At 57.0% G+C, this 24,598-nt stretch carries 25 protein-coding genes and 1 riboswitch; of the genes, 15 read left to right on the forward strand and 10 right to left on the reverse strand.

Translation table 11 applies throughout. The features are described 5' to 3' along the window. Positions 1–2 precede the first annotated feature (2 nt). Positions 3–686, reverse strand: coding sequence for a type 1 glutamine amidotransferase domain-containing protein (locus tag CLM71_RS11645; RefSeq protein WP_105231142.1), 684 nt, complete (start codon positions 684–686; stop codon positions 3–5). Positions 687–865: 179 nt separating this feature from the next. Here CLM71_RS11645 and CLM71_RS11650 point away from each other — a divergent pair, with 179 nt between their 5' ends. Together CLM71_RS11650 and CLM71_RS11655 are read left to right on the forward strand one after the other, a co-directional pair. Then, positions 866–1,693 (forward strand): AraC family transcriptional regulator, encoded by an 828-nt coding sequence (locus tag CLM71_RS11650; RefSeq protein WP_105231143.1) that lies wholly within the window; start codon positions 866–868, stop codon positions 1,691–1,693. Positions 1,694–1,822: 129 nt separating this feature from the next. Continuing rightward, positions 1,823–2,788 (forward strand): DMT family transporter, encoded by a 966-nt coding sequence (locus CLM71_RS11655; RefSeq protein ID WP_105231144.1) that lies wholly within the window; start codon positions 1,823–1,825, stop codon positions 2,786–2,788. A gap of 30 nt (positions 2,789–2,818) precedes the next feature. Here the strand turns inward: CLM71_RS11655 and fusA are convergent, their stop codons facing one another. Both fusA and CLM71_RS11670 read right to left on the reverse strand, forming a co-directional pair. Beyond that, complete coding sequence (gene fusA / locus CLM71_RS11660; RefSeq protein ID WP_105231145.1) at positions 2,819–4,924, reverse strand: elongation factor G; 2,106 nt, start codon at positions 4,922–4,924, stop codon at positions 2,819–2,821. Between the two features lie 662 nt (positions 4,925–5,586). Further along, positions 5,587–6,105, reverse strand: a complete 519-nt coding sequence (locus CLM71_RS11670) for a DUF2778 domain-containing protein (protein WP_105231147.1) — start codon at positions 6,103–6,105, stop codon at positions 5,587–5,589. A gap of 252 nt (positions 6,106–6,357) precedes the next feature. After that, a riboswitch (M-box (ykoK) riboswitch) is annotated at positions 6,358–6,531 on the forward strand. 195 nt (positions 6,532–6,726) lie between these two features. Here CLM71_RS11670 and mgtS point away from each other — a divergent pair. The 4 genes from mgtS to CLM71_RS11685 all read left to right on the forward strand — a co-directional run bounded on the left by mgtS (position 6,727) and on the right by CLM71_RS11685 (position 10,110). Then, on the forward strand, positions 6,727–6,819 hold the full coding sequence (gene mgtS, locus CLM71_RS23965) for a protein MgtS (protein ID WP_145961125.1): 93 nt from the start codon (positions 6,727–6,729) through the stop codon (positions 6,817–6,819). 111 nt (positions 6,820–6,930) lie between these two features. Next, a complete protein-coding gene (locus CLM71_RS11675) occupies positions 6,931–7,134 on the forward strand; it encodes a hypothetical protein (protein WP_105231148.1) in 204 nt (67 codons plus the stop codon). A gap of 156 nt (positions 7,135–7,290) precedes the next feature. Beyond that, positions 7,291–9,726 (forward strand): DUF3772 domain-containing protein, encoded by a 2,436-nt coding sequence (locus tag CLM71_RS11680; RefSeq protein WP_105231149.1) that lies wholly within the window; start codon positions 7,291–7,293, stop codon positions 9,724–9,726. 111 nt (positions 9,727–9,837) lie between these two features. Further along, positions 9,838–10,110 carry a PTS transporter subunit EIIB gene (locus tag CLM71_RS11685; protein ID WP_105231150.1) on the forward strand — a complete coding sequence of 91 codons (273 nt, stop codon included), beginning with the start codon at positions 9,838–9,840 and terminating at the stop codon, positions 10,108–10,110. On the opposite strand, the gene CLM71_RS11690 is transcribed toward CLM71_RS11685, so the two are convergent. After that, entirely contained in the window at positions 10,104–11,036 is a 933-nt protein-coding gene (locus CLM71_RS11690) for a LysR family transcriptional regulator (protein ID WP_105231151.1), read from the reverse strand. The two genes, CLM71_RS11685 and CLM71_RS11690, sit on opposite strands and share 7 nt — an antisense overlap. A gap of 116 nt (positions 11,037–11,152) precedes the next feature. On the opposite strand from CLM71_RS11690, the gene CLM71_RS11695 reads away from it, so the two are divergent. The 5 genes from CLM71_RS11695 to CLM71_RS11715 are packed head-to-tail and all read left to right on the forward strand — an operon-like array spanning position 11,153 to position 16,856. Continuing rightward, positions 11,153–12,418 (forward strand): ABC transporter substrate-binding protein, encoded by a 1,266-nt coding sequence (locus tag CLM71_RS11695; RefSeq protein WP_105231152.1) that lies wholly within the window; start codon positions 11,153–11,155, stop codon positions 12,416–12,418. 33 nt (positions 12,419–12,451) lie between these two features. After that, positions 12,452–13,441, forward strand: a complete 990-nt coding sequence (locus CLM71_RS11700; protein ID WP_105231153.1) for a carbohydrate ABC transporter permease — start codon at positions 12,452–12,454, stop codon at positions 13,439–13,441. Further along, on the forward strand, positions 13,438–14,283 hold the full coding sequence (locus CLM71_RS11705) for a carbohydrate ABC transporter permease (RefSeq protein WP_105231154.1): 846 nt from the start codon (positions 13,438–13,440) through the stop codon (positions 14,281–14,283). The genes CLM71_RS11700 and CLM71_RS11705 overlap by 4 nt, the downstream gene beginning before the upstream one ends. A 35-nt stretch (positions 14,284–14,318) precedes the next feature. Then, positions 14,319–15,680, forward strand: a complete 1,362-nt coding sequence (locus CLM71_RS11710; RefSeq protein ID WP_105231155.1) for an alpha-glucosidase — start codon at positions 14,319–14,321, stop codon at positions 15,678–15,680. Between the two features lie 60 nt (positions 15,681–15,740). Then, the gene (locus tag CLM71_RS11715) at positions 15,741–16,856 is read left to right on the forward strand and encodes an ABC transporter ATP-binding protein (RefSeq protein ID WP_105231156.1); all 1,116 of its coding nucleotides are present in this window, start codon (positions 15,741–15,743) and stop codon (positions 16,854–16,856) included. Between the two features lie 207 nt (positions 16,857–17,063). Here the strand turns inward: CLM71_RS11715 and nudI are convergent, their stop codons facing one another. From nudI to CLM71_RS11740, 5 genes are all read right to left on the reverse strand, one after another. After that, entirely contained in the window at positions 17,064–17,489 is a 426-nt protein-coding gene (nudI, locus tag CLM71_RS11720; protein ID WP_105231157.1) for a nucleoside triphosphatase NudI, read from the reverse strand. Positions 17,490–17,762: 273 nt separating this feature from the next. Then, positions 17,763–18,191, reverse strand: coding sequence for a hypothetical protein (locus CLM71_RS11725; RefSeq protein ID WP_105231158.1), 429 nt, complete (start codon positions 18,189–18,191; stop codon positions 17,763–17,765). Further along, positions 18,188–18,892: a hypothetical protein gene (locus CLM71_RS11730; RefSeq protein WP_105231159.1), complete on the reverse strand. Its 705-nt coding sequence runs from the start codon at positions 18,890–18,892 to the stop codon at positions 18,188–18,190. Before CLM71_RS11730 ends, CLM71_RS11725 begins: the two co-directional genes overlap by 4 nt. Before the next feature lie 150 nt (positions 18,893–19,042). Beyond that, positions 19,043–19,594, reverse strand: a complete 552-nt coding sequence (locus CLM71_RS11735; protein WP_105231160.1) for a GNAT family N-acetyltransferase — start codon at positions 19,592–19,594, stop codon at positions 19,043–19,045. A gap of 77 nt (positions 19,595–19,671) precedes the next feature. Next, on the reverse strand, positions 19,672–19,929 hold the full coding sequence (locus CLM71_RS11740; RefSeq protein ID WP_105231161.1) for a YjhX family toxin: 258 nt from the start codon (positions 19,927–19,929) through the stop codon (positions 19,672–19,674). Positions 19,930–20,203: 274 nt separating this feature from the next. Between CLM71_RS11740 and CLM71_RS11745 the strand changes: the two genes are divergently transcribed. Then, entirely contained in the window at positions 20,204–20,848 is a 645-nt protein-coding gene (locus CLM71_RS11745) for a Qnr family pentapeptide repeat protein (RefSeq protein ID WP_105233346.1), read from the forward strand. Positions 20,849–20,875: 27 nt separating this feature from the next. Here CLM71_RS11745 and CLM71_RS11750 read toward each other — a convergent pair whose 3' ends face one another. Beyond that, positions 20,876–21,844, reverse strand: a complete 969-nt coding sequence (locus tag CLM71_RS11750; RefSeq protein WP_105231162.1) for a LysR substrate-binding domain-containing protein — start codon at positions 21,842–21,844, stop codon at positions 20,876–20,878. 148 nt (positions 21,845–21,992) lie between these two features. On the opposite strand from CLM71_RS11750, the gene CLM71_RS11755 reads away from it, so the two are divergent. From CLM71_RS11755 to CLM71_RS11765, 3 genes are all read left to right on the forward strand, one after another. Further along, positions 21,993–22,976 carry an NAD(P)H-quinone oxidoreductase gene (locus CLM71_RS11755; RefSeq protein WP_199776412.1) on the forward strand — a complete coding sequence of 328 codons (984 nt, stop codon included), beginning with the start codon at positions 21,993–21,995 and terminating at the stop codon, positions 22,974–22,976. A gap of 267 nt (positions 22,977–23,243) precedes the next feature. Continuing rightward, positions 23,244–24,089, forward strand: a complete 846-nt coding sequence (locus CLM71_RS11760) for a DUF3289 family protein (protein WP_105231164.1) — start codon at positions 23,244–23,246, stop codon at positions 24,087–24,089. Continuing rightward, positions 24,089–24,538, forward strand: coding sequence for a DUF943 family protein (locus CLM71_RS11765; protein WP_105231165.1), 450 nt, complete (start codon positions 24,089–24,091; stop codon positions 24,536–24,538). Before CLM71_RS11760 ends, CLM71_RS11765 begins: the two co-directional genes overlap by 1 nt. Positions 24,539–24,598 lie beyond the last annotated feature (60 nt).

Here is a 24,598-nt window from a genome sequence, read left to right on the forward strand (position 1 = left end):
TCTTACTTCTGATTCAACAGCGCCAGCAGCGCTTTGGCGGTGGCCGCCGAGGAAGCGGGGTTCTGGCCGGTCACCAGCAGGTCGTCGGTGATCACGTACGATGCCCAGTCCTCGCCTTTGCTATAGCGGCCGCCATTTTGTTTCAACACCTCTTCAACCAGGAACGGAACGACGTCAGTCAGACCGACCGCATCCTCTTCGCTGTTGCTGAAGCCGGTGACGGACTTGCCTTTCACCCACGGCTGACCGCGTGAATCCTTGACATGGCGCAGCACGCCCGGCGCATGGCACACGGTGGCCACCGGCTTGCCGTGCGCCAGCGTCTCCTGGATCAGCGCGATGGAGTGGTGGTCTTCGGCCAAATCCCACAATGGCCCGTGACCTCCCGGATAGAATACCGCATCAAATTCCTGCGGCACGATCTGCGCCAGTTTCCGGGTGGAAGAGAGCGCCGCTACCGCCGGCGCGTCGTTGACAAAACGGCGGGTATCGGCGGTTTGCGATTCCTCTTCATTACTCTTCGGGTCCAGCGGCGGCTGTCCGCCGGCCGGCGAAGCCAGCACCAGCTGCACGCCGGCATCCTTGAAGATATAATAGGGCGCGGCAAACTCTTCCAGCCAGAAGCCGGTTTTTTTGCCGGTATCGCCCAGTTGGTCATGCGATGTGAGCACCATTAGAATTTTCATCATGGGTTCCTTCAGTGGGATTAGACCAGTCGTCTAGAGTGGCATGTTCGCCAGGCTAATTCTAGCCCAGTGTGGTTTTTCGCTCCGGCAACGCACAGGATGTGAACGTACTACTCAAAAACCAGGCAATTCTTTACTATGATCGCTACAGGATTTTTTTGCCAACAGGATGCTCTGATATGCAAGGCGTACCCGACAGATTCCCCGATAAAAAAGATCATGCCCATTTTCGCCATCTGTCGCAGCATGCCGGGGTAGAGCTTTATCATGCCTATATCGATCGCTACGCCTTCGCGCCCCATACGCATGATGCCTTCGGCATTGGCACCGTGGTGCAGGGCGCGGAGCGTTTTCGCTATCAGGGTGCGCAGCATCTGGCGGCGCCCGGCTCGCTGGTGCTGATGAATCCCGATGAACTGCATACCGGCGAATCCGCCAGCGACGGCGGCTGGCATTACCGCATGATCTATCTGGAACCGGCCACGCTGGCGCAAATCAGCGGCGAGGCGGACATGTGGTTCAGCGATGCGGTACGTCACGATCCGCAGGCTTCTCAGCGCATTGCTGTGACGCTGAGCGCGCTGTGGCGGACAGACGATCCGCTGGCGCAGGACGGCCTGCTGCTGGATATCGTCGATACGTTCCGCCCCCACGCGCGGCTTGCGCGGCCGACGCGTTCTGAAACCGCCCACCGTTTCGCGGTGGTGAGGGAGTATCTGTGGGACAACTACGCCCAACCGGTGACGCTGGCGCAGCTGGCCGCGCTGGTGATGCTCAGCCCGTTCCACTTTCAACGTAAATTCAAGGCGGAATTCCACGTAACGCCGCACCAGATGCTGATGGCGATCCGCCTGTATCGTGCCAAACAGCTGCTGACGCAGGGGGTGCCGGCTGCACAGGTCGCGGCGGCGGTGGGGCTGAGCGATCAGGCGCACCTGACGCGCGCCTTCGCCGCTCGTTACGGTGTCACTCCCGCCGGTTATCAAAAACAGGTATTCTCTGCCTGATAACTTTTAAAACAGCAATTTGCTACAAGCCAGCCATGCCTAATTGCGTTAGATTGGCACCCATTACCGGTTATTCGCACACTGCCAGAGCGTTATCGTATGCGCTCTGGCTCTTTTTATGGAGTCACCATGTTTTTAGGGATTATGTTTGCGCTGTCTGCCGGGCTGATGTGGGGGCTGATTTTCGTCGGGCCGCTGATCGTGCCGGATTACCCTGCAGCGCTGCAGTCCACCGGTCGCTATCTGGCGTTTGGCCTGATCGCGCTGCCGCTGGCCTGGCTCGATCGCCAGCGGCTGAAAAAGCTGCGGCGTCAGGACTGGCTGGAAGCGCTGAAGTTTACCGCCATCGGTAACCTGTTGTATTACGTGTGTCTGGCCAGCGCCATCCAACGCACCGGCGCGCCGATTTCCACCATGATTATCGGCACCTTGCCGGTGGTGATGTCGGTCACCGCCAACCTGTGTTACGGCCGTCATGAAGGGCGGCTCTCCTGGCGACGGTTGACACCGGCGTTGCTGCTTATCGCCTTGGGGCTGGTGCTGGTTAACGTCGCGGAACTGCACAGCAGCACGGTGCCTGTGGATCTCTGGCGCTACGTCAGCGGTCTGGCGCTGGCGCTGCTGGCGGTAGCCTGCTGGACCTGGTATCCGCTGCGCAATGCGCGCTGGCTGCGCGAACATCCGCAGCTGCGGCCGACCACTTGGGCGACGGCAATGGGGGTAGCGACGTTGCCACTGTCGCTGGTCGGTTATCTGCTGGTCTGTGGTCAGCTGGCGCTGACACAGCCTGAGTTTGCCTTGCCGTTCGGCCCCAGACCGTGGGTGTTTGTCGCTTTGATGGTCGTGCTCGGGATTTTTTGCTCGTGGATCGGCACGCTGTGCTGGAACGAAGCCAGCCAGCGTTTACCGACGGTGCTGGTCGGGCCGCTGATCGTGTTCGAGATTCTGGCGGGGTTGGCCTACACGTTTATTCTGCGCCAGAGCTGGCCGCCGCTGCTGACCAGTGCCGGCATCGCCTGTCTGATGATCGGGGTGATTTACGCCATGCGCATCCGGCCGGAGCCGGTAGTGGTCTCGCTGGACAGCAAGGCGTAATGTCTGCCGCCGACGGCGGCAGACAGGGGGTTAACGCGCGCGCTGGCTGATGATCTCATCGGCCACATTGCGCGGCGCTTCCGCGTAGTGGCTGAACTCCATGGTAAAGGTGGCGCGCCCCTGCGTCATTGAACGCAGGGTGGTGGAGTAGCCGAACATCTCGGACAGCGGCACTTTGGCATGGATCTCCTTACCGCCGCCGCCGGCGATATCCTCCATGCCCTGCAGCTGACCGCGGCGGGATGACAGATCGCCCATCACGCCGCCGGCATACTCTTCCGGCGTCTCTATTTCCACCTTCATAATCGGCTCCAGGATCACCGGGTTCGCCTGACGGCAGGCCTCTTTAAAGCCGAAAATCGCCGCCATGCGAAACGCCTGCTCCGAAGAGTCGACGTCGTGGTAAGAGCCGAAGGTCAGGTGCACCTTGACGTCCACCACCGGGAAACCGGCCAGAATGCCGTTGTTCAGCGCCTCCTGAACGCCTTTTTTCACCGCCGGGATATATTCCCCCGGCACCACGCCGCCTTTGATCTCATCGAAAAACTCGAAGCCTTTGCCGGCTTCGTTCGGTTCGACCGTTAACACCACGTGACCGTACTGGCCTTTACCGCCGGACTGGCGCACGAATTTGCCTTCCACATCGCTCACTTTGCTGCGGATGGTTTCGCGGTACGATACCTGCGGCTTGCCGGTGTTGGTGTCCACGCCGAATTCGCGCCGCATGCGGTCGACGATGATTTCCAGATGCAGTTCGCCCATACCGTAAATAATGGTCTGACCGGACTCCTCATCGGTACGTACCCGAAACGACGGATCTTCGGAAGAGAGGCGCTGAAGCGCAATGCCCATCTTCTCCTGGTCGGCTTTGGTTTTCGGTTCGATCGCCTGGGCGATCACCGGCTCCGGAAACACCATACGCTCCAGCGTGATAATCGCGTTGGGATCGCACAGCGTATCGCCGGTGGTGACGTCCTTCAGCCCGACGCAGGCGGCGATATCGCCGGCGTGCAGCTCATCGACGTCTTTGCGGTCGTTGGCGTGCATCTGCACGATGCGGCCGATGCGCTCTTTCTTGCCTTTCACCGGGTTGTAGACGCTGCTGCCTTTCGCCAGCACGCCGGAGTAGACGCGCACAAACGTCAGTTGGCCGACGAACGGATCGGTCATCAGTTTGAACGCCAGCGCCGAGAATTTTTCCTCATCGTCGGCATGGCGCACCACGATCCGATCATCCTCATCGTGGCCTTCCATCGGCGGTACGTCGAGCGGCGAGGGCATCAATTCTATTACCGCGTCCAGCATGCGCTGCACGCCTTTATTGCGGAACGCCGAACCGCACAGCATGGGTTGAATTTCGCCGGCGATGGTGCGCGCACGCAGGCCGGCGGTAATCTCCGCCTCGCTCAGCGCTTCGCCGGCCAGGTATTTCTCCATCAGCGCTTCCGAACCTTCGGCGGCGGCTTCCACCATTTTCTCCCGCCATTCGTCAGCCTCGGCCTGCAGCTCGGCGGGAATGGCCTCAAAGCGGAAGGTCATGCCCTGGCTGGCATCGTCCCACAAAATGGCCTGCATGCGGATGAGATCCACCACGCCGCTGAAGTTATCTTCAGCGCCGATCGGAATGACAATCGGCACCGGGTTGGCCTTCAGGCGGTCGATCATCATCTGCCGCACGCGGAAAAAGTTGGCGCCGACGCGATCCATCTTGTTGACGAATGCCAGCCGCGGCACATGATATTTATTGGCCTGCCGCCAGACGGTTTCCGACTGCGGCTGAACGCCGCCCACCGAGTCATAAACCATCACCGCGCCGTCGAGCACGCGCATCGAGCGCTCGACCTCAATGGTAAAATCGACGTGTCCCGGGGTGTCGATAATATTGATGCGGTGCTGCGGATAATTATGTTCCATGCCGTTCCAAAAGCAGGTGGTCGCCGCCGAGGTGATGGTGATCCCGCGCTCCTGTTCCTGTGCCATCCAGTCCATCGTTGCTGCGCCGTCGTGCACTTCGCCCAACTTGTGACTGACCCCGGTGTAAAACAGAATCCGCTCGGTGGTGGTAGTTTTGCCGGCATCGATATGTGCCGAGATGCCGATATTGCGGTAACGTTCGATAGGGGTAGTGCGTGCCATAATTAACCTTGCTTAGCCGTGTGGCGTTTGACTCGGCGCCGCTGCGGGCGCCATATACCCGTTAATGAAAGGGCGCCCCGGCGTGGGGCGCTCATACCGTATCCGGCGCTGTCGCTGCCGGATGCTCCTTAATCGTAGTTTACCCCGGTGATTTTATTAACCTATGGCTGCGATAGGCGTAGCTTTTCAATATGTTGATTTTATTGTTATTGCTTTTACCCCGGAAGTGACAGGATGAGGCAGGTAACACCCGCAGGCCTGAGAGTGGCGATCGGCGCGTGGTGGCCGGTATAATCTAGCGTGAATATGAACACGCCCGGGCGTAGTTTCCCCGGGCGCTCGGATGGAAAACGGCCGGTGTTAACCGGCCATGATTTAATTTGACGGGGAAATTGTTTTTTTCAATCGCCGGGCTAACATGAAGATCAACTTGCAACACACTATTGATATAAGAACATTTAAAGCAAATGCAATTAATAGCGCTGCAAGATCATATGGCTCTGGATATCCACCGATAATATCCGTTATATATATTGCAGTATCCAATGACATGATATGACTCATGTTTACTCTAATGAAGTAGTAATATGGTAACCACGCACCCATAATTATCATTAATACGATGAAAACAGCTATCTTTGCCAGTATTAAAAATGACTTTTTCATCCGTTTACCTTGCATTCTCCGTGGCTAATCACATCAATCATACCATAAGCACGAAATCTCGTATTTCTGACGGGGACTGTCTTAGTTCTAAGCAACGCGGTACGAATTGCAGCAAAATCCGAGTGGTGTTTTAACGTAATGCAGCCAAGGGACAGAGTGCCCGGATGTAGTCTAAAGTTTCCTCGCCTAACCCCGTTTATCCATGTGTAATCGTCTATCGAACCATCGTCCCTGAATAGTCCGAACCAGTCATTTTTACTCGTTGGCACGTTATATAAGTGACGGTTTACCACGTCACTAAACCACGTCTTTATTGGCTCCCTGACGCCCCCAGAGGGGCGATCCACAATCCAGTATTTCCCCGCCGGAATTGGGCCGTTGTCGGGGATTGCTTCGCACCCCGGTGCGTTCCGGTAATTCCCGTTGCCGGAGAAGGCGAGAAACGTACCGATACCATAAAGAGTCAGCGGTGAATAATCCGCATCATTAACTATAAACTTTCCGTATAGTGCCATGTTTTCTATCCATGATTGATATAAAAAACGCTGTTCCTGCGAACGGACAACATAAACCGTGGCATAAATTTTTTAATTAGCGGTTTGCATTTTTTATAGCAAAATAGGAGATTGCCTGATTTTTTGTAGCCAAACACCGAAAGAGGAGCGGTGAGTCAGGCGTTAGCGGCGGTTATTAAACATCGCCTAAACAAAAGGCATATTTATCGGCAACATAAATCAATCCTGCTTATAATCCCCGCGACGTTTATAGCGATATCTCGTTTGGCGAGGCTCCTATACAAACACAGGTTACTGATCTGACGACATCGAGAGATGCCCAAGGTTAAGACAGGCTTGATCGGATTAAGGTTTAGCCCAAGGTAACTTCTGATATTTCATTCAGATACGTTGTATAGTGCTAAAACCTGGACGCGGAGATAGGCTTCCTGCACTCCCTCTTTGGTTACTCTCCTGACGACCCGCCGCATAAACAGCGTAGCGGGGCGGTTTTTTTGCCATCAAACCACCAGCACCGCACATCTGAAACGGCAACTTATGCCATCAAGGATAGGGAGGTTGAAACTCTTAATGCGACGACGCGAGGTCACTATCGAAAACACTTAACTTGAGGATATGAAAATGGGAAACATGACGGTATTTCTCGGCTTTCTGGGCCTGATCAGCACCTTGGGACTGCTGGCAGCCTATATGAGCATCAAATGGGACGACTAAATGAATCTTAACGATCCACCCAGTCAGCTCCTCCCCGCAATCACACTGCGTATTACGGGGAGGAGATCGTAACGACCTAACCTGGATGCGGTTGCACAGTGTGTTGCTATCATGATTATTTCAATTTTTGTTTTGTTGTATGCCATCCTGATGATCTCCGTCGGCATCAATGAGATCTACTTTTCCTCCACCGGTGAATCCGAATTCTTTATCAGCCTGCTGCTGACTTTCTCCGGCACTCTGGTGCTGCTGGGCGTAATATGGCGCTTTGTCGGCCGGCGCGGTGAACGAAAACGCCATAAATCGCAGCGCTGACGGCCTGCGTTACCGCTCTGCGCACAGCGCGCAGGATTCCGATGTTCTGCCTATCATTAAGCAGCTATCATAATCTCGGTTTATTGTTATAGACGGGATAGCCCGGCTGTCTCATCTGTTTTATCTATCTATCAACTATGTTGGGCATCGAGATTTATGATTAGGCCGTTACAGATCGTTCTGTTGCTACTGGTGCTGTTCGGGCTGCCGCTGTCGCCGCACAGCGGCTATGCCGCCGAAGAGGCGCAGCCTGCCGAGCGGGCCGAACTGAGCCAGCAGGATATTGCCGCAGCGCTGAAAAACTATCAAAAAGAGCTGGACGATATTAAGCAACAGGTTTCCAAAGCCACCACCGATAACCAACTGAGCAAACTGCAGGAGCGTACGCAGCAGCTGGCGGGCAATACCGAACAGTTTCTGACCGACCTGCAGCCGATGCAGGAGAAGCTGAAAGGGCAGCTGGATGTGCTCGGCCCACCGCCGGCGCCGGGTGCGCAGGCGGAAACCGCCGCGGTGGCGCAACAGCGTAACAGTCTGAACAACAGTAAAAAGCTGCTGGATGATTCGGTAAAACGTTCGCAGGCCATTCGCGGCAGCGCCCATGAGCTGACGCAGCAGATCGGCGATTTACGCCGCGTGGCGTTCAAGTCTCAACTGGCGCTGAATTCCGGCAGCGTGCTCAGCCTGTCGTTCTGGACGCCGGTGATTGCGCCGCAGCCGCAGGACAAACAGCGCCTAACGGAGTTCGCCGCTGAACTGCGCGCCGTCTGGGACGCCAGCTGGCAGGCGCCGTGGCGTTACGGCACCGCCGGCCTGCTGCTGTTGGCCGGGGTGATCTGGTCGCTGGGACGCTATTTCTCCGAACAGGCGCTCGCCTGGTTCAGCATCCGCTATCTGCCGGACGGCCGCCTGCGCCGCAGCTTTACCGCACTCGGCACCGCGCTGATTACGCTGTGCACTACCGCGCTGGCGCTTAATCTGTTGTATCAGGCGTTCACCCGCGCGACCGAACTGTCATCGATGCTGCAGGACTTTGCCGACGGCTTCACCCGTCTGGGCATCTTCTGCGCGCTGATCGCCGGTCTGGGAAGGGCATTTTTGTCCAACCGTCGTCCCTCCTGGCGTCTGCCTGCCATTGACGACACCATCGCCGCCGGCCTGCGTAACTTCTCGCCGCTGCTGGCGGCGCTGGTGCTGGCGTTCGGCACGGTCGAACTGATTAACAACGTGATTGGCGCCAGCCTTGGTTCCACCATTTTCAGCAACGGCCTGCTGGCTGCGCTGATGGCGCTGGTGCTGTTGGCGATAACGCTGCGCGCCCATCGTCTGCGCCAGCGCAGCGAACGCCAGGGCGAACAGCTGGAAAAACGCTCGATGATCGGCGGACTGGCGCAGCTCGCCACGCTGCTGGTGTCGTTAGTGGTGCTGCTGGCGCTGCTCATCGGTTATATCTCGTTTGCCCGTTTCCTGATTTATCAGGCGATCTGGACGACGCTGGTGCTGATGGCGTTCTATTTCCTGATTCAGTTCTCCACCGACGTCTGGAGCGCCATTTTCTCGTCGCATACCGCCAGCGGCCGTTCGCTGATGCGCTCGCTCGGCCTTGGCGAGCGCCATCTGGAACAGCTGACCATCGTCTTTACCGCCGCCTTTAAGTGCGGGCTGTTGCTGCTGATGATCGTGGCGCTGCTCAACGGCACCTTCGGCACCACCACGCCGAACTCGCTGCTGGAAAAAATCGTCGCCATTCTCAGCGGCGAAGGGCTGAAAAAGCTGCATATCGTGCCCGGCAATCTGATTAACGCGCTGATTTGCCTGCTGATAGGCGGCTATATTCTGCGCGCCAGCAGCCGCTGGCTGAATAACGAACTGCTGCCGAAAACCATTAACGACGTTGGTATTCGCGCCTCGCTGGTGACGTTGTTCACCAACGTCGGCTATGTGCTGCTGATTCTGATCACGCTGGCCGCGCTGGGCATCCAGTGGAATAACCTGGCCTGGATCGTCAGTGCGCTGTCGGTGGGTATCGGTTTCGGCCTGCAGGAGATTGTGAAGAACTTCATTTCCGGCCTGATACTGCTGACCGAACGGCCGGTGAAAGTGGGGGATATGATCGGCATCGGCGGCGTGGAAGGGGACGTGCGGCGCATCAACGTGCGCGCTACCGAGATCCAGCTCAGCGACCGTTCCACCATGATCGTGCCGAACTCGCAGCTGATTTCGCAGAACGTGCGTAACGCCACCATGGGCAACGCGCAGGGGGTGGTGACCATCGCGCTGACCTTCCCGACCGAGATCGACCCCGAGCAGGTGCGCAACCTGCTGCTGACCGCCTACCAGGAATATGAGGCGATTCAGGAGTCGCCGGCGCCTTATGTGCGCTTCAGCCAGCTCGGCCCGGAGGGCATTATCCTCAGCGTTACCGGCTATGTCGCCAGCCCGCGCATGGTCGGCGCCACCAAAAGCGAGCTGCTGTTCAATATCCTCAAGCTGCTGCGTCAGGAGCAGGTGCATCTCTCCAGTCCGCAGGAGGTGGTGGTCATGAGGCAGCGCCAGCAGCAGCTGACGGAGGATAAGGAGGCTTCGGCGTAATTGCTGCGCGCAGCCCATAGAAAAAATCTATATTTACGCCGCGCAAATCAATTTCACTTTTGTGCCGTCGCGGCGCATGCTGATCGGGTTATCACGCTTGACGGAGGGGTTATGACGTTAGTGAATTTGGCCGACGTACTGCTGGCGGCCTTCGGCGGTGCGCAGAATGTGGATCGCCTGCGCTACTGCGCCAGCCGTATCCGCGTTTCGCTTAAAGAAGATGGCAGGCTGAACCGGGACGGCATCGCCGGGCTGGAGGGCATCAAGGCCCTGCTGGAAGTGCCGGACACACAGGGCGGCGTTGAGTACCAACTGGTAGTCGGCCCCGGCAACGCCAGGCCGTTGTATCAGGCGCTGAGCGAATCCGCCGGTCGCGACTACTGAAGCTGCGGCCCCAGCCGTTCGATATGCTGGCGCATCAGCGCCAGCATCTGCTGAACCTGCGGCGCGTCCGCCTTTTCCCGTATCAGATACATACCCACGGTGCACACATTGTGGGATTCCATATTCAGCGGTGCAATGCCGTAGCGGGCAAAGTAGCCGGCCATACAGCGGGGATAGGTCAGCATCACCGCGTCAGAATCATTTACCATATCAATCGCTGACATCATCGAGTTGGTGGACCAGATCACCCGCTCCGCCAGATGCTGGCGGTTGCGCGTCAGCTTCTTCTGCTGCATATCCGCCACCATATGCTGATAGCGGGTTTCATCCGGCGTCAGCTCTACACAGGGGTAATCCAGCAGATCGTCCGGCCGCACGGCGCGCCCCTGTAGCGGATGATCCTGACGGGCGAACAGCGTGTCGGCGGTGGCGAACAGCGGCAGAAAGGTAATGCCGGCCTTCGGGTTCAGCCCCTGAATTTCATGGCCGATAAACAGGTCGATATCACCGCCTAACAGCAGATCCATCAGCCGCAGGTGGTTGCCCAGGTCAATATGGATATTGACCGTCGCGTGCTGCTCGCGGTAACGGTTAAAGCAGTCGCGCACGAACATATACCACCAGGCGTGGCCGCTGCCCATACGCAGGCTCTGCGCCTGACGCGCTTTGATCGCCGCCATCTTCAGCAGCGTATTATCATAGATACGCTGCATCATCTGCGCCTGCTCCAGCAGCAGCTCGCCATACTGGGTGGTGGTCACGCCGCTGGAGGTGCGCTCCAGCAGCTGCACGCCCAGATTTTCTTCCAGTTTCTTCATGTTATGCGTCAGCGTCGGCTGGCTGAGGCAGAGTTTGTTTGCTGCATGACTCACATTTTTAAACATGGCGACTTCGATAAACTGGCGCAGAATTTTGTCCACGATCATGTTTTCCGCTGTTGATATAGAAGATTTCTATATCGTAGGTGCGAAAAACAATTTCCGCCAATGACGCCCAGCCGATAGCGTGCACCTATGCCGATTGATTCCGCACAGGGGACGCCATGAGAAAACTGTTGTTAAACCTGACCGCCTGCTCATTGGCGTTGCTGCCGGCGCTGGCGCAGGCCGATACGCTGAGGATGGAGTGCTCGCCCAGCAAAGAAGGACGTGAGTTTTGCCATTACGTCAAACAGCGGTTTGAAGCCCAGACCGGGCACACCCTGACCTTTATCGATTTACCCCGCGCCTCTGACGAGAAGCTGTCGCTGTTTCAGCAGTTGTTTGCCGCCAGAGACGCCAACGCCATCGATCTGTTCCAGGCCGACACGGTGTGGATCGGCGTGCTCAATAAACATCTGCTCGATCTGACGCCATACGTCAGCGATATGCAGCAGGACTTTTTTCCCGCCGCCTGGCGCAACGACATGGTGAACGGCCGCGTTAAGGCGATTCCCGCCTATATGGACACCGGCGCGCTCTACTACCGCAAAGACCTGCTGGAGAAGTACGGCGAACAGCCACCGAAAACCTGGGCCGAGCTGACGCGTATCGCCGCGCGCATTCAGCAGGCGGAGCGTGAGAACGGGCATAAAGGCCTCTGGGGTCTGGTGTTTCAGGGCAAATCTTATGAAGGGCTGACCTGCAACGCGCTGGAGTGGGTGGCGTCGCAGGGCGGCGGCACCTTTATCGACGCCGACGGCAACATCACCATCAACAATCCGCGCGCGGCGCGGGCGCTGGAGATGGCCGCCGGCTGGGTCGGCACCATCGCGCCGCCCGGCGTGCTGGGCTATATGGAGGAAGAGGGGCGCGCGCTGTTTCAGAACGGTGATGCGGTGTTTATGCGCAACTGGCTGTACGCCTATGTGCTGACGCAGGATAAAAGCAGCGCGATACGCGGCAAAGTGGGCGTGATGCCGGTGCCGGGCGGCGTCGACGGCCAGTCGGTCAGCACCCTGGGCGGCTGGCAGTGGGCGATCAGCAGCTACACCAAAAATCCGCAGGCGGCGGTGGCGCTGCTGAAAATCGTCAGCGATGCCGAATCGCAGAAAAAAGCGCAGGCGCTGCTGGGCTGGGCGCCGTCACGCCAGGCGCTGTATCAGGATCCGCAGGTGCTGGCGCAGGCGCCGTATCTGGCAACCTTCAGCGGCATTCTGGCCAAGGCCACGCCGCGGCCGGCAACCCAGACGCAACGCAAATACGCCCAGGTCTCCAAGGCGATTTACAACACCTCATTCAACGTATTGCGTCGCGACAGCGATGGCGCCGATGCCGTGCAGACGCTGCAGGCGCGTCTGGAACGCATTCGCGCCCGGGGATGGCGCTAAGCGCCGCCGATTAACCATCAGGAGCCTTATGCCATGAAACGCGATACGCAACCTTTGTCTCTGACGGTGGCCCATCCTCCGCTGGAAAAGCGCGCGCAAACGCGCCGTAAACTGAATTATCAGCAAAAACGCAGCCGCATCGCCTGGCTGCTGGTCGCGCCCGCCTTACTGTTACTGCTGGCGATCGCCGGCTGGCCGCTGCTGCGCACGCTGTTTTACAGCTTTACCGACGCCATGCTGGATATGCCGGGCGAATGGCGCTTTGTCGGTTTCGCCAACTATCTCGATCTGGCCGACGAACGCAGTTACGGCGTGCTGGCGGACCCGCTGTGGTGGCAGGCGGTGGGCAATACGCTGCGCTTCAGTCTGTTGTCGGTGTCGCTGGAGCTGCTGTTCGGCATGCTGCTGGCGCTGCTGATGAATCAGAAATTCCGTGGGCAGGGATTGGTGCGCACCGCCATTCTGGTGCCGTGGGCCATTCCGACCATCGTCTCCGCCAAAATGTGGGGCTGGATGTTCCACGACCAGTACGGCGTGGTGAACGACCTGCTGCTGAAAATCGGTCTGATCGATACGCCGCTGGCCTGGGTGGCCGAGCCGGGGCTGTCGATGTGGGCGGTGGTGATCGCCGACGTGTGGAAAACCACGCCGTTTATGGCGCTGATGCTGCTGGCGGCGCTGCAGCTGATTCCCGGCGATCTGTATGAGGCGGCGCGGGTGGACGGCGCCAACGCCTGGCAGCGCTTCCGCCGCATTACGCTGCCGCTGATTATGCCGGCGATGATCGTGGCGCTGATCTTCCGGGTAATGGATGCGCTGCGGGTATTTGACCTGATCTACGTGCTGACCTCCAACAGCGAGGCCACGGTATCGGTCTCCGGCTATGCCCGCGACCAGATGGTCAGCTACCAGGAGATGGGTGCCGGTTCGGCCGCTTCGGTACTGGTCTTTATGATGGTGGCCGGCATCGCCGCCTGCTTCCTGACGCTGTCCCGTCTGAACGATAAGGAGAAACGCGCATGAAACTGACGCGGCAACAACAGCAGTTCGGCCATCGCGCGATGATCTACGCCGGTGCGGCGCTGGCCAGCGTGATCTGCCTGTTTCCTTTCTACTATGCGCTGATTACCTCGCTGCGCGGCGGGCAGGATCTGTTCCGCGTCGCCTATCTGCCGGACGCCTGGCACTGGGGCAACTATGTCACCGCGCTGATGGAGAACGGCATCGCCCGCAGCCTGTTGAATTCGATACTGGTGGCCGGCGTCACGGTGGGGCTGTGCCTGCTGGTGTCGATCACCGCGGCGTTCGCGCTGGCGCGTATCTCGTTCCGCGGGCGCAAGTATCTGCTGTTCACCATTTTATGCGTGTCGATGTTTCCGCAGGTGGCGGTGCTGTCAGGCATGTTTGAGCTGGTGCGTTTTCTCGGACTGTATGACTCGCTGGGGGCGCTGGTACTGTCCTACGCCACCTTTTCGCTGCCGTTCACCGTCTGGGTGCTGACCACCTTTATGAAATCCATCCCGCTGGAGCTGGAGGAGGCGGCGATCGTCGACGGCGCCGGCACCTGGACCATTATCAGCCGCATTTTCGCGCCGATTATGGGGCCGTCGCTGGTGACCACCGGGCTGCTGGCGTTTATCGGCGCCTGGAATGAATTTATGTTCGCGCTGACGTTTGTCATTTCCAGCGGCAAACGCACCGTGCCGGTGGCTATCGGCATGCTGCAGGGCGCCTCGCAGTTTGAACTGCCGTGGGGGGCGATTATGGCCGCCTCGGTGATTGTCACGCTGCCGATCGTGGTGCTGGTGCTGATCTTCCAGCGTCGCATCGTCAGCGGCTTAACGAACGGTGCCGTAAAAGGCTGATATATCGACTAACCCTGAGGTAAGAGGAAAAAACAATGGCGACAAAAATCGTATTGGTAGGTGCCGGCAGCGCACAGTTCGGCTTCGGTACGCTGGGGGATATCTTCCAGAGCAAGACGCTGTACGGCAGTGAGATTGTGCTGCACGACATCAACCCCGCCTCGCTGGCGGTAACTGAAAAGACCGCGCGCGACTTCCTGGCGGCGCAGGATCTGCCGTTCAGCGTCAGCGCCACCACCGACCGCAAAAGCGCGCTGCAGGGCGCCGAGTTCGTGATTATCTCCATCGAAGTCGGCGACCGCTTCGCCCTGTGGGATCAGGACTGGCAGATCCCGCAGCAGTACGGCATCCAGCAGGTTTACGGTGAAAACGGCGGGCCGGGCGGGCTGTTCCATTCGCTGCGCATTATCCCGCCGATCCTCGATATCTGTGCCGACGTTGCCGACATCTGCCCGGATGCCTGGGTGTTTAACTACTCCAACCCTATGAGCCGCATCTGCACCACGGTGCAGCGTAAGTTCCCCGAACTGAATTTTGTCGGCATGTGCCACGAAATCGCCTCGCTGGAGCGCTATCTGCCGGAAATGCTCGGCACGCCGTTCAGCAACCTGCAGCTGCGCGCCGCCGGCCTGAACCACTTCAGCGTACTGCTGGAGGCCAGCTACAAAGACAGCGGCCGCGACGCCTATCCGGACGTGCGCGCCAAAGCGCCGGGCTATTTTGAGCGCCTGCCGGGCTACAGCGATATTCTGGCCTACACCCGCCAGTACGGCAAACTGGTGGAGACGGAAGGCAGCACCGAACGCGACGCGCTCGGCGGCAAAGACAGCCTCTATCCGTGGGCGGACCGCACGCTGTTCAAAGAGGTGCTGGAGAAGTTCCACCACCTGCCGATCACCGGCGATAGCCACTTCGGCGAGTATATCCGCTGGGCCTACGAGGTGAGCGATCACCGTGGCATTCTCGATTTCTACACCTTCTACCGCAACTATCTCGGCCACGTCGAACCGCGCATTGAACTGAAGCTGAAAGAGCGCGTGGTGCCGATTATGGAAGGCATGCTGACCGACGCCGGTTATGAAGAGGCGGCGGTAAATATTCCCAATCGCGGCTTTATCAAACAGCTGCCGGCGTTTATCGCGGTGGAGGTGCCGGCGATCGTCGACAAGAAGGGCATTCACGGCATTAAGGTGGAGATGCCGGCCGGTATCGGCGGGCTGCTCAGCAACCAGATTGCGGTGCACGACCTGACCGCCGAGGCGGTGATCAACGGTTCGCGCGATCTGGTGATCCAGGCGCTGCTGGTGGATTCGGTGAACGATAAGTGCCGCGCCATCCCGGAGCTGGTGGATCTGATGATCGCCCGCCAGAGCCCGTGGCTGGACTATCTGAAATAAGCCGCTGCGGCGGGGCGCACGTCGCTCCGCCGCCATCGACGTCGCGAACAGGAGACCCTTATGGCGCAACTTACGCTGGAAAAACTGCAAAAACGCTACGGCAGCCACGCCGAGGTGATTAAATCGCTGGATCTGCAGATCAACAGCGGCGAATTCGTGGTGATCGTCGGCCCGTCCGGCTGCGGCAAATCGACCCTGCTGCGGATGATCGCCGGGCTGGAGGCGATCAGCGGCGGCGGCATGTATATCGACGGTAACTACGTTAACGACGATTCGCCGGCGGAACGCGGCATCGGCATGGTTTTCCAGTCTTACGCGCTCTATCCGCATATGACGGTGTATCAGAATATGGCCTTTGCGCTGGAGCTGGCGAAGGTCGGCAAAAGCGAAATTGACCGCCGGGTGCGCGACAGCGCGCGCGTGCTGCAGCTGGAGCAGTTGCTCGACCGCAAGCCGAAAGACCTGTCCGGCGGCCAGCGCCAGCGGGTGGCGATCGGCCGCGCCATCGTGCGCGAACCCAAACTGTTTCTGTTTGACGAGCCGCTGTCCAACCTGGACGCCTCGCTGCGCGTACAGATGCGGATGGAGGTGGCCGCGCTGCATAAGCGCCTCGGCGCCACCATTATTTACGTCACCCACGATCAGGTGGAGGCGATGACGCTGGCCGACCGCATCGTGGTGCTGAACAAAGGGCATATCGAACAGGTCGGCACGCCGCTGGAGCTGTATGACCATCCCGCCAATGAGTTTGTCGCGCAGTTTATCGGTTCGCCGAAAATGAACCTGATCCCGGCGGTGCTCAAGCGCGCCGGCGAACGGCAGAGCGTGGTGGAGCTGGATAACGGCAAGCAGCTGGTGCTGCCTGTGGCGACGCCGCAGGCGGCGGAAGGGCAAAGCGTCAACCTCGGCATCCGCCCGGAGCATATCCGCGGCGGCCGGCTAGAGGAGTGTGAATATCAGGGCGAGGTGATGTTTGTCGAACATATGGGCAACGAGACCTACCTTTACCTGGACAATGGCAACGCCGGCGAGCCCTGGGTGCTGCGCAACCCGCAGCGTTCGCCGATTACGGCGGGCGAGACCGTCGGCGTGCGGCTGCCGGTGGAGTGCTGCTATCTGTTTGATCATTACGGCCGGGCGTTCCCGCGCCAGCTTCCCTCCGAGCAGGCGCACTAACCGAAGGAGCAGGCATGAAACAACGGTGGTGGAAAGAGGCGGTGGTGTACCAGATTTATCCGCGTAGCCTTATGGACAAGCTTGGGGAATGATCCTGATGTTACGGTGTCACATACTTTGCGCCCTTACGAGGCGCGGGTTTGCCTGTTGGCGTGATAGCGCTGCCGGCCTTTTTGCCCTTAAGCCGTGAAGGTCAGGGCTGGCGCGCTAAATGAGCCCCTTCTGGGCAAACGTGAACCGGGTCGCTTCATTCAAATCCATGCTTTTCAGCGCTTCGGCCGGCACCCAGATAACGTCCTGAAACTCCTCGTTAAACGTAATCTTCCTGTTGGTGCTCACACAGTCAAATATCAGATAAATCATGTAAATTTCTTCGGTGGTTCCATCCGGATAGGTTTTGGTCCGGATATCATCACGAAACGCCCATGGTTTAACATCAGTGATGCAGAGTTTTTCGCCTAATTCTTCCATGATTTCGCGCCTTAGCGCGGTTTCCATGGTTTCGCCGGGTTCCATTCCGCCGCCGGGCAAAGCCCATTGTCCCGGGAAAACCCCGCGATCGGCGGCCATTTTAGCCAGCAGATACTCGCCGTTGTTTTGTATCACCGGGCACACGATGACTCTCTGGCGCATTTTCATTCCCTTAATCTTGTTGTTTTCACCAGTGTATCTCTTCCCGACGCCAAGGGGCAGTGCTGATCACATTGCTACGTTTGGATTTGGCCTGCTGGCTGGCGATGACCGTTCAGTCGCTCTTTCTGGGTATATATGCGCTGCTGGCAAACTCCATTTTTATATACGGCCAGGCGAAAAATAAAACCATACCCATAACCGTTATGCCGATCGACACCCTGAAAAAGCGCTTGCCGCCATTGTTCAAAATGAATGAGGGGAAACCCATCAGGCTTACTCGGTATGCGGACTGCGGTAGATTTGAACCACAACGCTATTTGGCGAAGTATATTTAATTAAGGTCACAACATCTTTGGACTGCGGAGTGCGCCAGCACTCTGCTTCAACGTCGCATCGAGACTGTGGTTGATAGCCCGCAGACGCTAGGTAACTGCGAATTTTGCTTGTATCCGTTGCGTTGTCGAATCTAACGGTAAAGACCTGCGCCTCCGGCCCGCTGACGTTACCAAACTCAAAGCTATAGTGCTCCGCGATACGCGGCATGTTTTTCAGCAGTTCAGGCGTGTAGAACGCATATTCCCGACTATCTTGCTGGGTATAGTATGCGCTACCGGCAAATTCCATTTTTATATAGGGCCAGGCGAAGGCGAACATAGCGCCGATGGCAACGAGCACGATTGTCAGTATTCTAAACGTCTTCATAGTTTCATCCTGCCGTTACCTGTACCTATAACGAAAAACGTTTTATCACGGCGTGGTAAAATCACATTCCCCGATAAAAAATCCTTATAGGGTACGATCGTTTGCATAAACGGCGGTAGCATGCCTTTACGTGGTCTGGCATAAGGAAATTTTTTCGGGTCGGGAAACAATAGCGGTTTAAATTCTTCGTTTTTCCATGCGCCAATTTTTCCGTAATGATCCCAGCGTCTTAGCGCTTCCACCTTGCTGACCGGGCGCAGCATAGGAAAAGGGTTCTGAATCGACACGGCGCGATAAAAACCGAGCAAATCAGAAACCAGATCTTCACCGCTGTATCCGCTGTCAGTCACAAAGTTGATAGGGAATGTGCCCTGGAAAGCCTCAAACTTTCGCGCCAGTGTCATCATCATAGCCAACGCGATGCTTTTTTGCTCCCAAAAAGGGCGGCCACGTCTGATACGCCACGTTATCATTTTACCCGAGCGGATTAAGTTAAATGGGTCTCTCATGCCTTGAGAATAAGTCACATCATAGTATTTATGTCCGGATAATTCTCCACGGGCTAGCTTATTCAGCAAAGCATGAATATCAGTTCCTTGCGCATGGCCTAGATCAATCCAACCGAGTACTTCTGTATAAACCAGACCATATTTTTCAGTCGCAGCGTATTTTCCGTCGAGTATATCTGAACGTTTGCTCATCCCTAAGAATCCTTCCTGTCCTTGTTCACTATGCCGCTGTGCATAATTCGCACAGCGGATACTACCTAATCTCCGTGCCGTTTCAATACTGGTTCGCCTATGTCGACCGAAAAAACAGCGCCTTATTATCAGGCGCTGCGGGCGGAGGGCTTAACGCGCTGCCGACGGGTTATCCGCCGCCGGCTGATAGGCCTGAATCGCCTCGGTCATCGGGCGGCAAAACCCCATTTCGCCGGGCGGAATCGGCGCGCCATCCAGTGACATCACCATTTTGGCGTCGTCAGGGCCGTTATTGAGGCGGCAGGTCACCCCACAGCCGGCCGCCGGTATAAAGCCAAAACGCGGGTAATACAGCGGATGCCCAAGAACGGTGATGATTTTCTCGCCGGCGGCGCGCGCCGCCTCAATGCAGGCCAGCATGAGTGCGCTGCCGACGCCGGAACCCTGATGTGCCGGATGCACCGACAGCGGCGCCAACGTTACCGCCGGATGTGCGCCGACGCTGGCGCGGGTGCAGACAACGTGGCCGATAACCGCACCATGGCGGTCTTTGGCAACCAGCGACAGCGCTGGAAGCCAGCCCGGGTCCTGGCGCAGCTGATTCACCAATGCCGCTTCTTCGTGGGAGCCGAAAGCATCAGCAATCACCTGCTGCACCTGGGGGATATCCTGCGGGGTTTCTAAACTAATGGTTATGTTCATATCGTTACCTGATAGATATTGCTGTCACGTCAATAAGCCTACCGGCGGAGCCGATCGCGCCGGTAGGCAATGGGGTTTTAACGGTTGTCGAGCTGTGCGCGGACGTGCGCCAAGCCGGTGGTATTGATGCGGTACGGCTGGCCATTGACTGACTTAATCAGTCTCTTCGTCCGCAGTTTTTTGAATACCGTAAGCGTGCAGTCGCTCAGCAGCAGTCCTTCACGACTGTAACATTCCACTGCGATTACGCGGCCGGAGGCGGCCCGGGTGTGGACGATGCGTCCGCCTTTGGCGAGGACGTGGAGCGTCCGCTGTTCCTGACGGGAGATATTCATGCTGTTAATTACCTGTAATCATCATATGCAAAAACGAACCGACACCGGGTGTCAGCGTAAAAAGTTTTAGCGTGGTGATAATCAGTCCCGTTTTCAGAGAAATGGGAAACCAATTATCAGATGATTACATGCTCCAGCATCAATGCCTCAGGGTGAGATGGGAAAAGGAAACGTGGCGAATAATAGCACAGGCCGGGCGCTATTAACCAGTTTACCCGGCGGCAAAAAGGGGGCTACAATACGCAACTCATGTATGGATAAACAGGTATTTGCTATGACGCTGACCCTGGATGGCGAAAAGATTGACCGCAACCGCTTTACCGGTGCAAAAGTTGAAAATGCGACCTTTCACAACTGTGACTTTTCGGGGGCGGACCTGACCGGCAGCGAGTTTATCGGCTGCACGTTCTACGACCGCGACAGCCGGTTAGGGTGCCGCTTCAGCCGGGCGCAGCTGAAGGACGCCAGCTTCAAAAGCTGTGATTTATCCATGACGGACTTCAGAAACGTCAGCGCGTTAGGCATTGAAATCCGTGAATGCCGAGCGCAGGGCGCAGACTTTCGCGGCGCCAGCTTTATGAACATGATCACCTCACGCAGCTGGTTTTGCAGCGCCTACATCACCAAGAGCAACCTGAGTTACGCCAACTTTTCAAAAGTGGTGCTGGAGAAGTGCGAACTGTGGGAAAACCGCTGGAACGGCGCTCAGATTCTGGGGGCAAATTTCAGCGGCTCCGACCTTTCCGGCGGCGAGTTTGCTTCGTTCGACTGGCGCGCCGCCGATTTTACCCACTGCGACCTGACCAATTCGGAACTGGGCGAGCTGGACCTGCGCAACGTTGATCTGCAAGGGGTCAAACTGGACAGCGAGCAGGCGTCGCAGCTGATGGAGCGCTTAGGTATCCTGGTTATCGGCTAGCGTTGCTGCCCGGCAATGCACACGGCGTCAGGATTCATCCATCAGAATACAGGCGTCGCCGTCGCCGCTTTGCTGGTAACGGGCGTACAGCGCGGCCACGTCAATATGGGCGAACTCTTCCGTCAGCGCATCCAGCAGGCTACGGATGGCGGGCATCAGACCGCGCCGCGACGGAAACAGGGCGTTTACCTCCGCTGGCTTCGGCTGCCAGGCCGGCAGCACTGTGCTCAGTTTGCCGCGTTTGAGATCCTTGTACACCACAAAGGTCGGCAGTTGCACCACGCCGCGGCCTTCCAGCGCCGCGCGGCGCAGGGTGATCATATCGTCGGTCACCAGATTAGGGCTGTGGCGGATACGACGTTCCGCGCCGTCGGGGCCGTGCAGTTGCCATTCGTGCGACTGATAGGCGGTGGAGACCGACAGGCTGGGATAGCGGTCGAGCGCCGCCGGATCGCCGATCGTACCGTATGTTTCCAGCAGCTGCGGGCTGGCGACCAGCTGATAGGTGCAGGGCGACAGCCGTTTGCTCGCCAACCCGCTGTCAGGCAGCGGCGGCACGTCGATACGCAGCGCCAGGTCAAAACCCTCCCGCAGAATATCCACCTGGCGATTGGTGCTCTCCAGATAAATCTCGACGTTCGGATAGCGTTTCATATAGCGCGCCAGCATGCCGGTCACCAGGAAGTTCAGCAACGCCGTCGGGCAGGCGATGCGGATGCCGCCTTTCGGTTCGGTCTGGCTCTGGTGCACGATGGCCTGCGCAGCCTCCGCCGCCGCAGTCAACTCCATACAGTGGCGGTAGTAGGCGTGCCCCAGTTCGGTGACGGAAAACTGCCGGGTGGAGCGGTTAATCAGTTTGATCTCCAGCCGCTCTTCCAGCGCATTGATACGTCTGCTTAACCGTGATTTGGGAATGCCCAACGCGCGCCCGGCGGCGCTGAAGCCACCGTGTTCGACCACGCGGGCAAAGTAATACATATCATCCAGGTTCTGCATCTTTACGTTCCAATATTGCAACAATGAATTCTAAAACTGGCATTTGTGGCTTGCGTGTACCAAGTTTAAGCTAAATGGTAACAGAGTTAACGTAAAACGGGATACACAGATGTCAGTTGAAGCGAACGGCACGACGCTGCCGACCAGTATGAAGCAAATCATTATCCGCGAACCCGGCGGCCCCGAGGTGTTACAGGTAGTCAGCGCCGAGCTGCCGCGCCCCGGCGCCGGTGAAGTGTTGATCCGCGTCCGGGCGGCGGGGATTAATCGCCCTGATATTATGCAGCGGCAGGGAATATACCCGATGCCTGCCGGCGTCACGCCGGTTCCCGGGCTGGAGATTGCCGGCGAGATCGTGGCATGCGGGGAAGGGGCGACGCGTTTCGCCCTTGGCGAACGCGTCTGCGCGCTGACCGACGGCGGCGGCTATGCCGAATACTGCGTGGTGCCGGAAACCCAACTGCTGCCGATACCGCAGGGGTTCAGCATGGAGCAGGCGGCGGCGCTGCCGGAAACCTTCTTTACCGTCTGGGCCAACCTGCTGGCCGACCAGCGGGTGAAGCCGGGCGACAGCGTACTGATTCACGGCGGCACTAGCGGCATCGGCACCTCCGCGCTGATGCTGTGCCGGGCGCTGGGCATTACCGCCTACGCCACCGCCGGCAGCGATGAGAAATGCGCCGCCATCGCCGAACTGGGCGGCATCGGCATCAACTACCGCCGCGATGACTTTGTTGCGGCGATTGAGAAGCACACCGATGGCGCAGGCGTTAATGCGGTGCTGGATATTATGGGCGGCAGTTACTTTAACCAGAATATTGAGGTGCTGAAAAAGGACGGCCAGCTGATTATTATCGGCTTCCTCGGCGGCAACGAGGCGGAAAAGGCTAACCTGATGAAGCTGGTGCTGAAGCGTGCGCGGGTGACAGGCTCCACCATGCGCGCACGCAGCAAAGAGGAAAAAGCGCAGATTGCCCGCGAGCTGCAGCAGCACGTCTGGCCGCTGCTGGAAAGCGGCCAGTGCCGCCCGCCGCTGATCTACCAGACCTGGGCGCTGGACGAGGTAACGCGCGCACATCAGGAAATGGACAGCGGTAAGCATATCGGCAAAATTGTGCTGACCGTTGGTTAACGGCACAGGCAGAAGGCACAAAAAAGCCCGCTTGATTGTAGAGCGGGCTGTTAAAGAACCTCCATTTCATTGCACCTCACTTAGTATTCAATAACCGCAATTCAATAATCCCTCATGCAACGTCCTCTCTATCTTTGCTATTTACCTTATAACTTCGGTTTTTAAGAAAAAAACGCTTTTTTTTATGGGGGGAAGAATGTACTTTCGCCATTAGGAAGTGTTTTTATTTTAAATTAATACAACAAGTTACAAGGAAAGGTAACGTATATGCCAATGGCAAAGCTCCCACAGACCATCTATACCACGCAGCGCAAATTTAATGATTATGGTACTGACGACATGCGGTATGGCGACATTGCAGCAGCCCGGTTAAAAAACGAATTCAGACTGATTTCTGTATCGAATGTCGTTGATCCCTATACATTAACAAGATTGACAGCCTTTAATAATCCTCAGTCAAGATTTGCAGGTGTCTATGGCAATCAGCGTCGCGGAGGCGTTGTCAGTGTTCAAGAGTGCGCTCAATTACTATTCGACGAGATGCAGGTAACCTCATTGCCTTATGCCTTCGTTGGTTCTTATAAATATCTGATTAATAAAATGCTCAGGCACTTCCAACAATCCACTGGAGCTCCATTTACAGACATGCAGCTTAATGCTGCATATAAATCGCGCATCTTTAGCGAGAATAAATTCGATAGTACGCGATCAACCATTTACCAGATGATAAACAACTACGTTGATTACGACAGGCGAGGGTATCCACAAAGACGTATCCCAGAAATAACAGAGCTAATCAATGCCAGAGTATTGCCAAAATTTAACTCTTTAATCATGGATAAAATAAATGGAATGGGTATTACTATTCATGATGTCCACGCAACCCGTATTGAAATATTGCGTTTAGATGTGAAGCAAAACCGTTGGCGAGCTGAGGTTAAATTTTCTGCTCAGGATCATTTTGGCCTGGATGTTGATGACATCCGTAAACTGAGATTTTATCAATTTCAATTCTTTAGGATTTGGTTCATTCTACAACGTTATGACAGGTTTGGTTTCCAGCCGTTCTTCACCAACCTGGAGGCAACGATTGACATGGAAGGGGGGCGGTGATGAGAAAATGGTTGTTCGCAGGTGCCGCTATCGGAGCTATTGCTATCGGCAGTTATACCTATCTGAACCAGCGAGCTATTAAGGTGTTTGCCGCACATCATGGTACTTACACCGCCGAGATACTGGTTGATCATTTGCCGCTATCGGCTGCAGCCAGTATTGATTGGTGGCTAAAAAATCAACATGAGATTCTGTCGAAATACCATATCCGTTCAAGCGATGACGGCGGGCCTGTTTATATTACTGTTTTTGCATTCGGCGATGGTTATAAAGAAGAGGAAAAGAAAGATCGACGCTGTTTTTCAGATGTCGAGCCTCCAAAAAATTGCATCGATAAAGACATTCTGATGACCATTAACCGAACACGCAGTGGTGAAACACGTTTCAATTTTGAGTACTCATCCTACCTAAAAACTCACGATGGCAAGATCGTCAAAACGGATGACTAAAGCGCCCGTTAGGTCGCCATAAAAAAGCCCGCTTGGCGACCAAGCGGGCTGGTTCTTATT

Source organism: Serratia sp. MYb239, assembly GCF_002966855.1.
In the GTDB taxonomy this organism is placed as follows: Bacteria; Pseudomonadota; Gammaproteobacteria; order Enterobacterales; family Enterobacteriaceae; genus Serratia_B; species Serratia_B rhizosphaerae.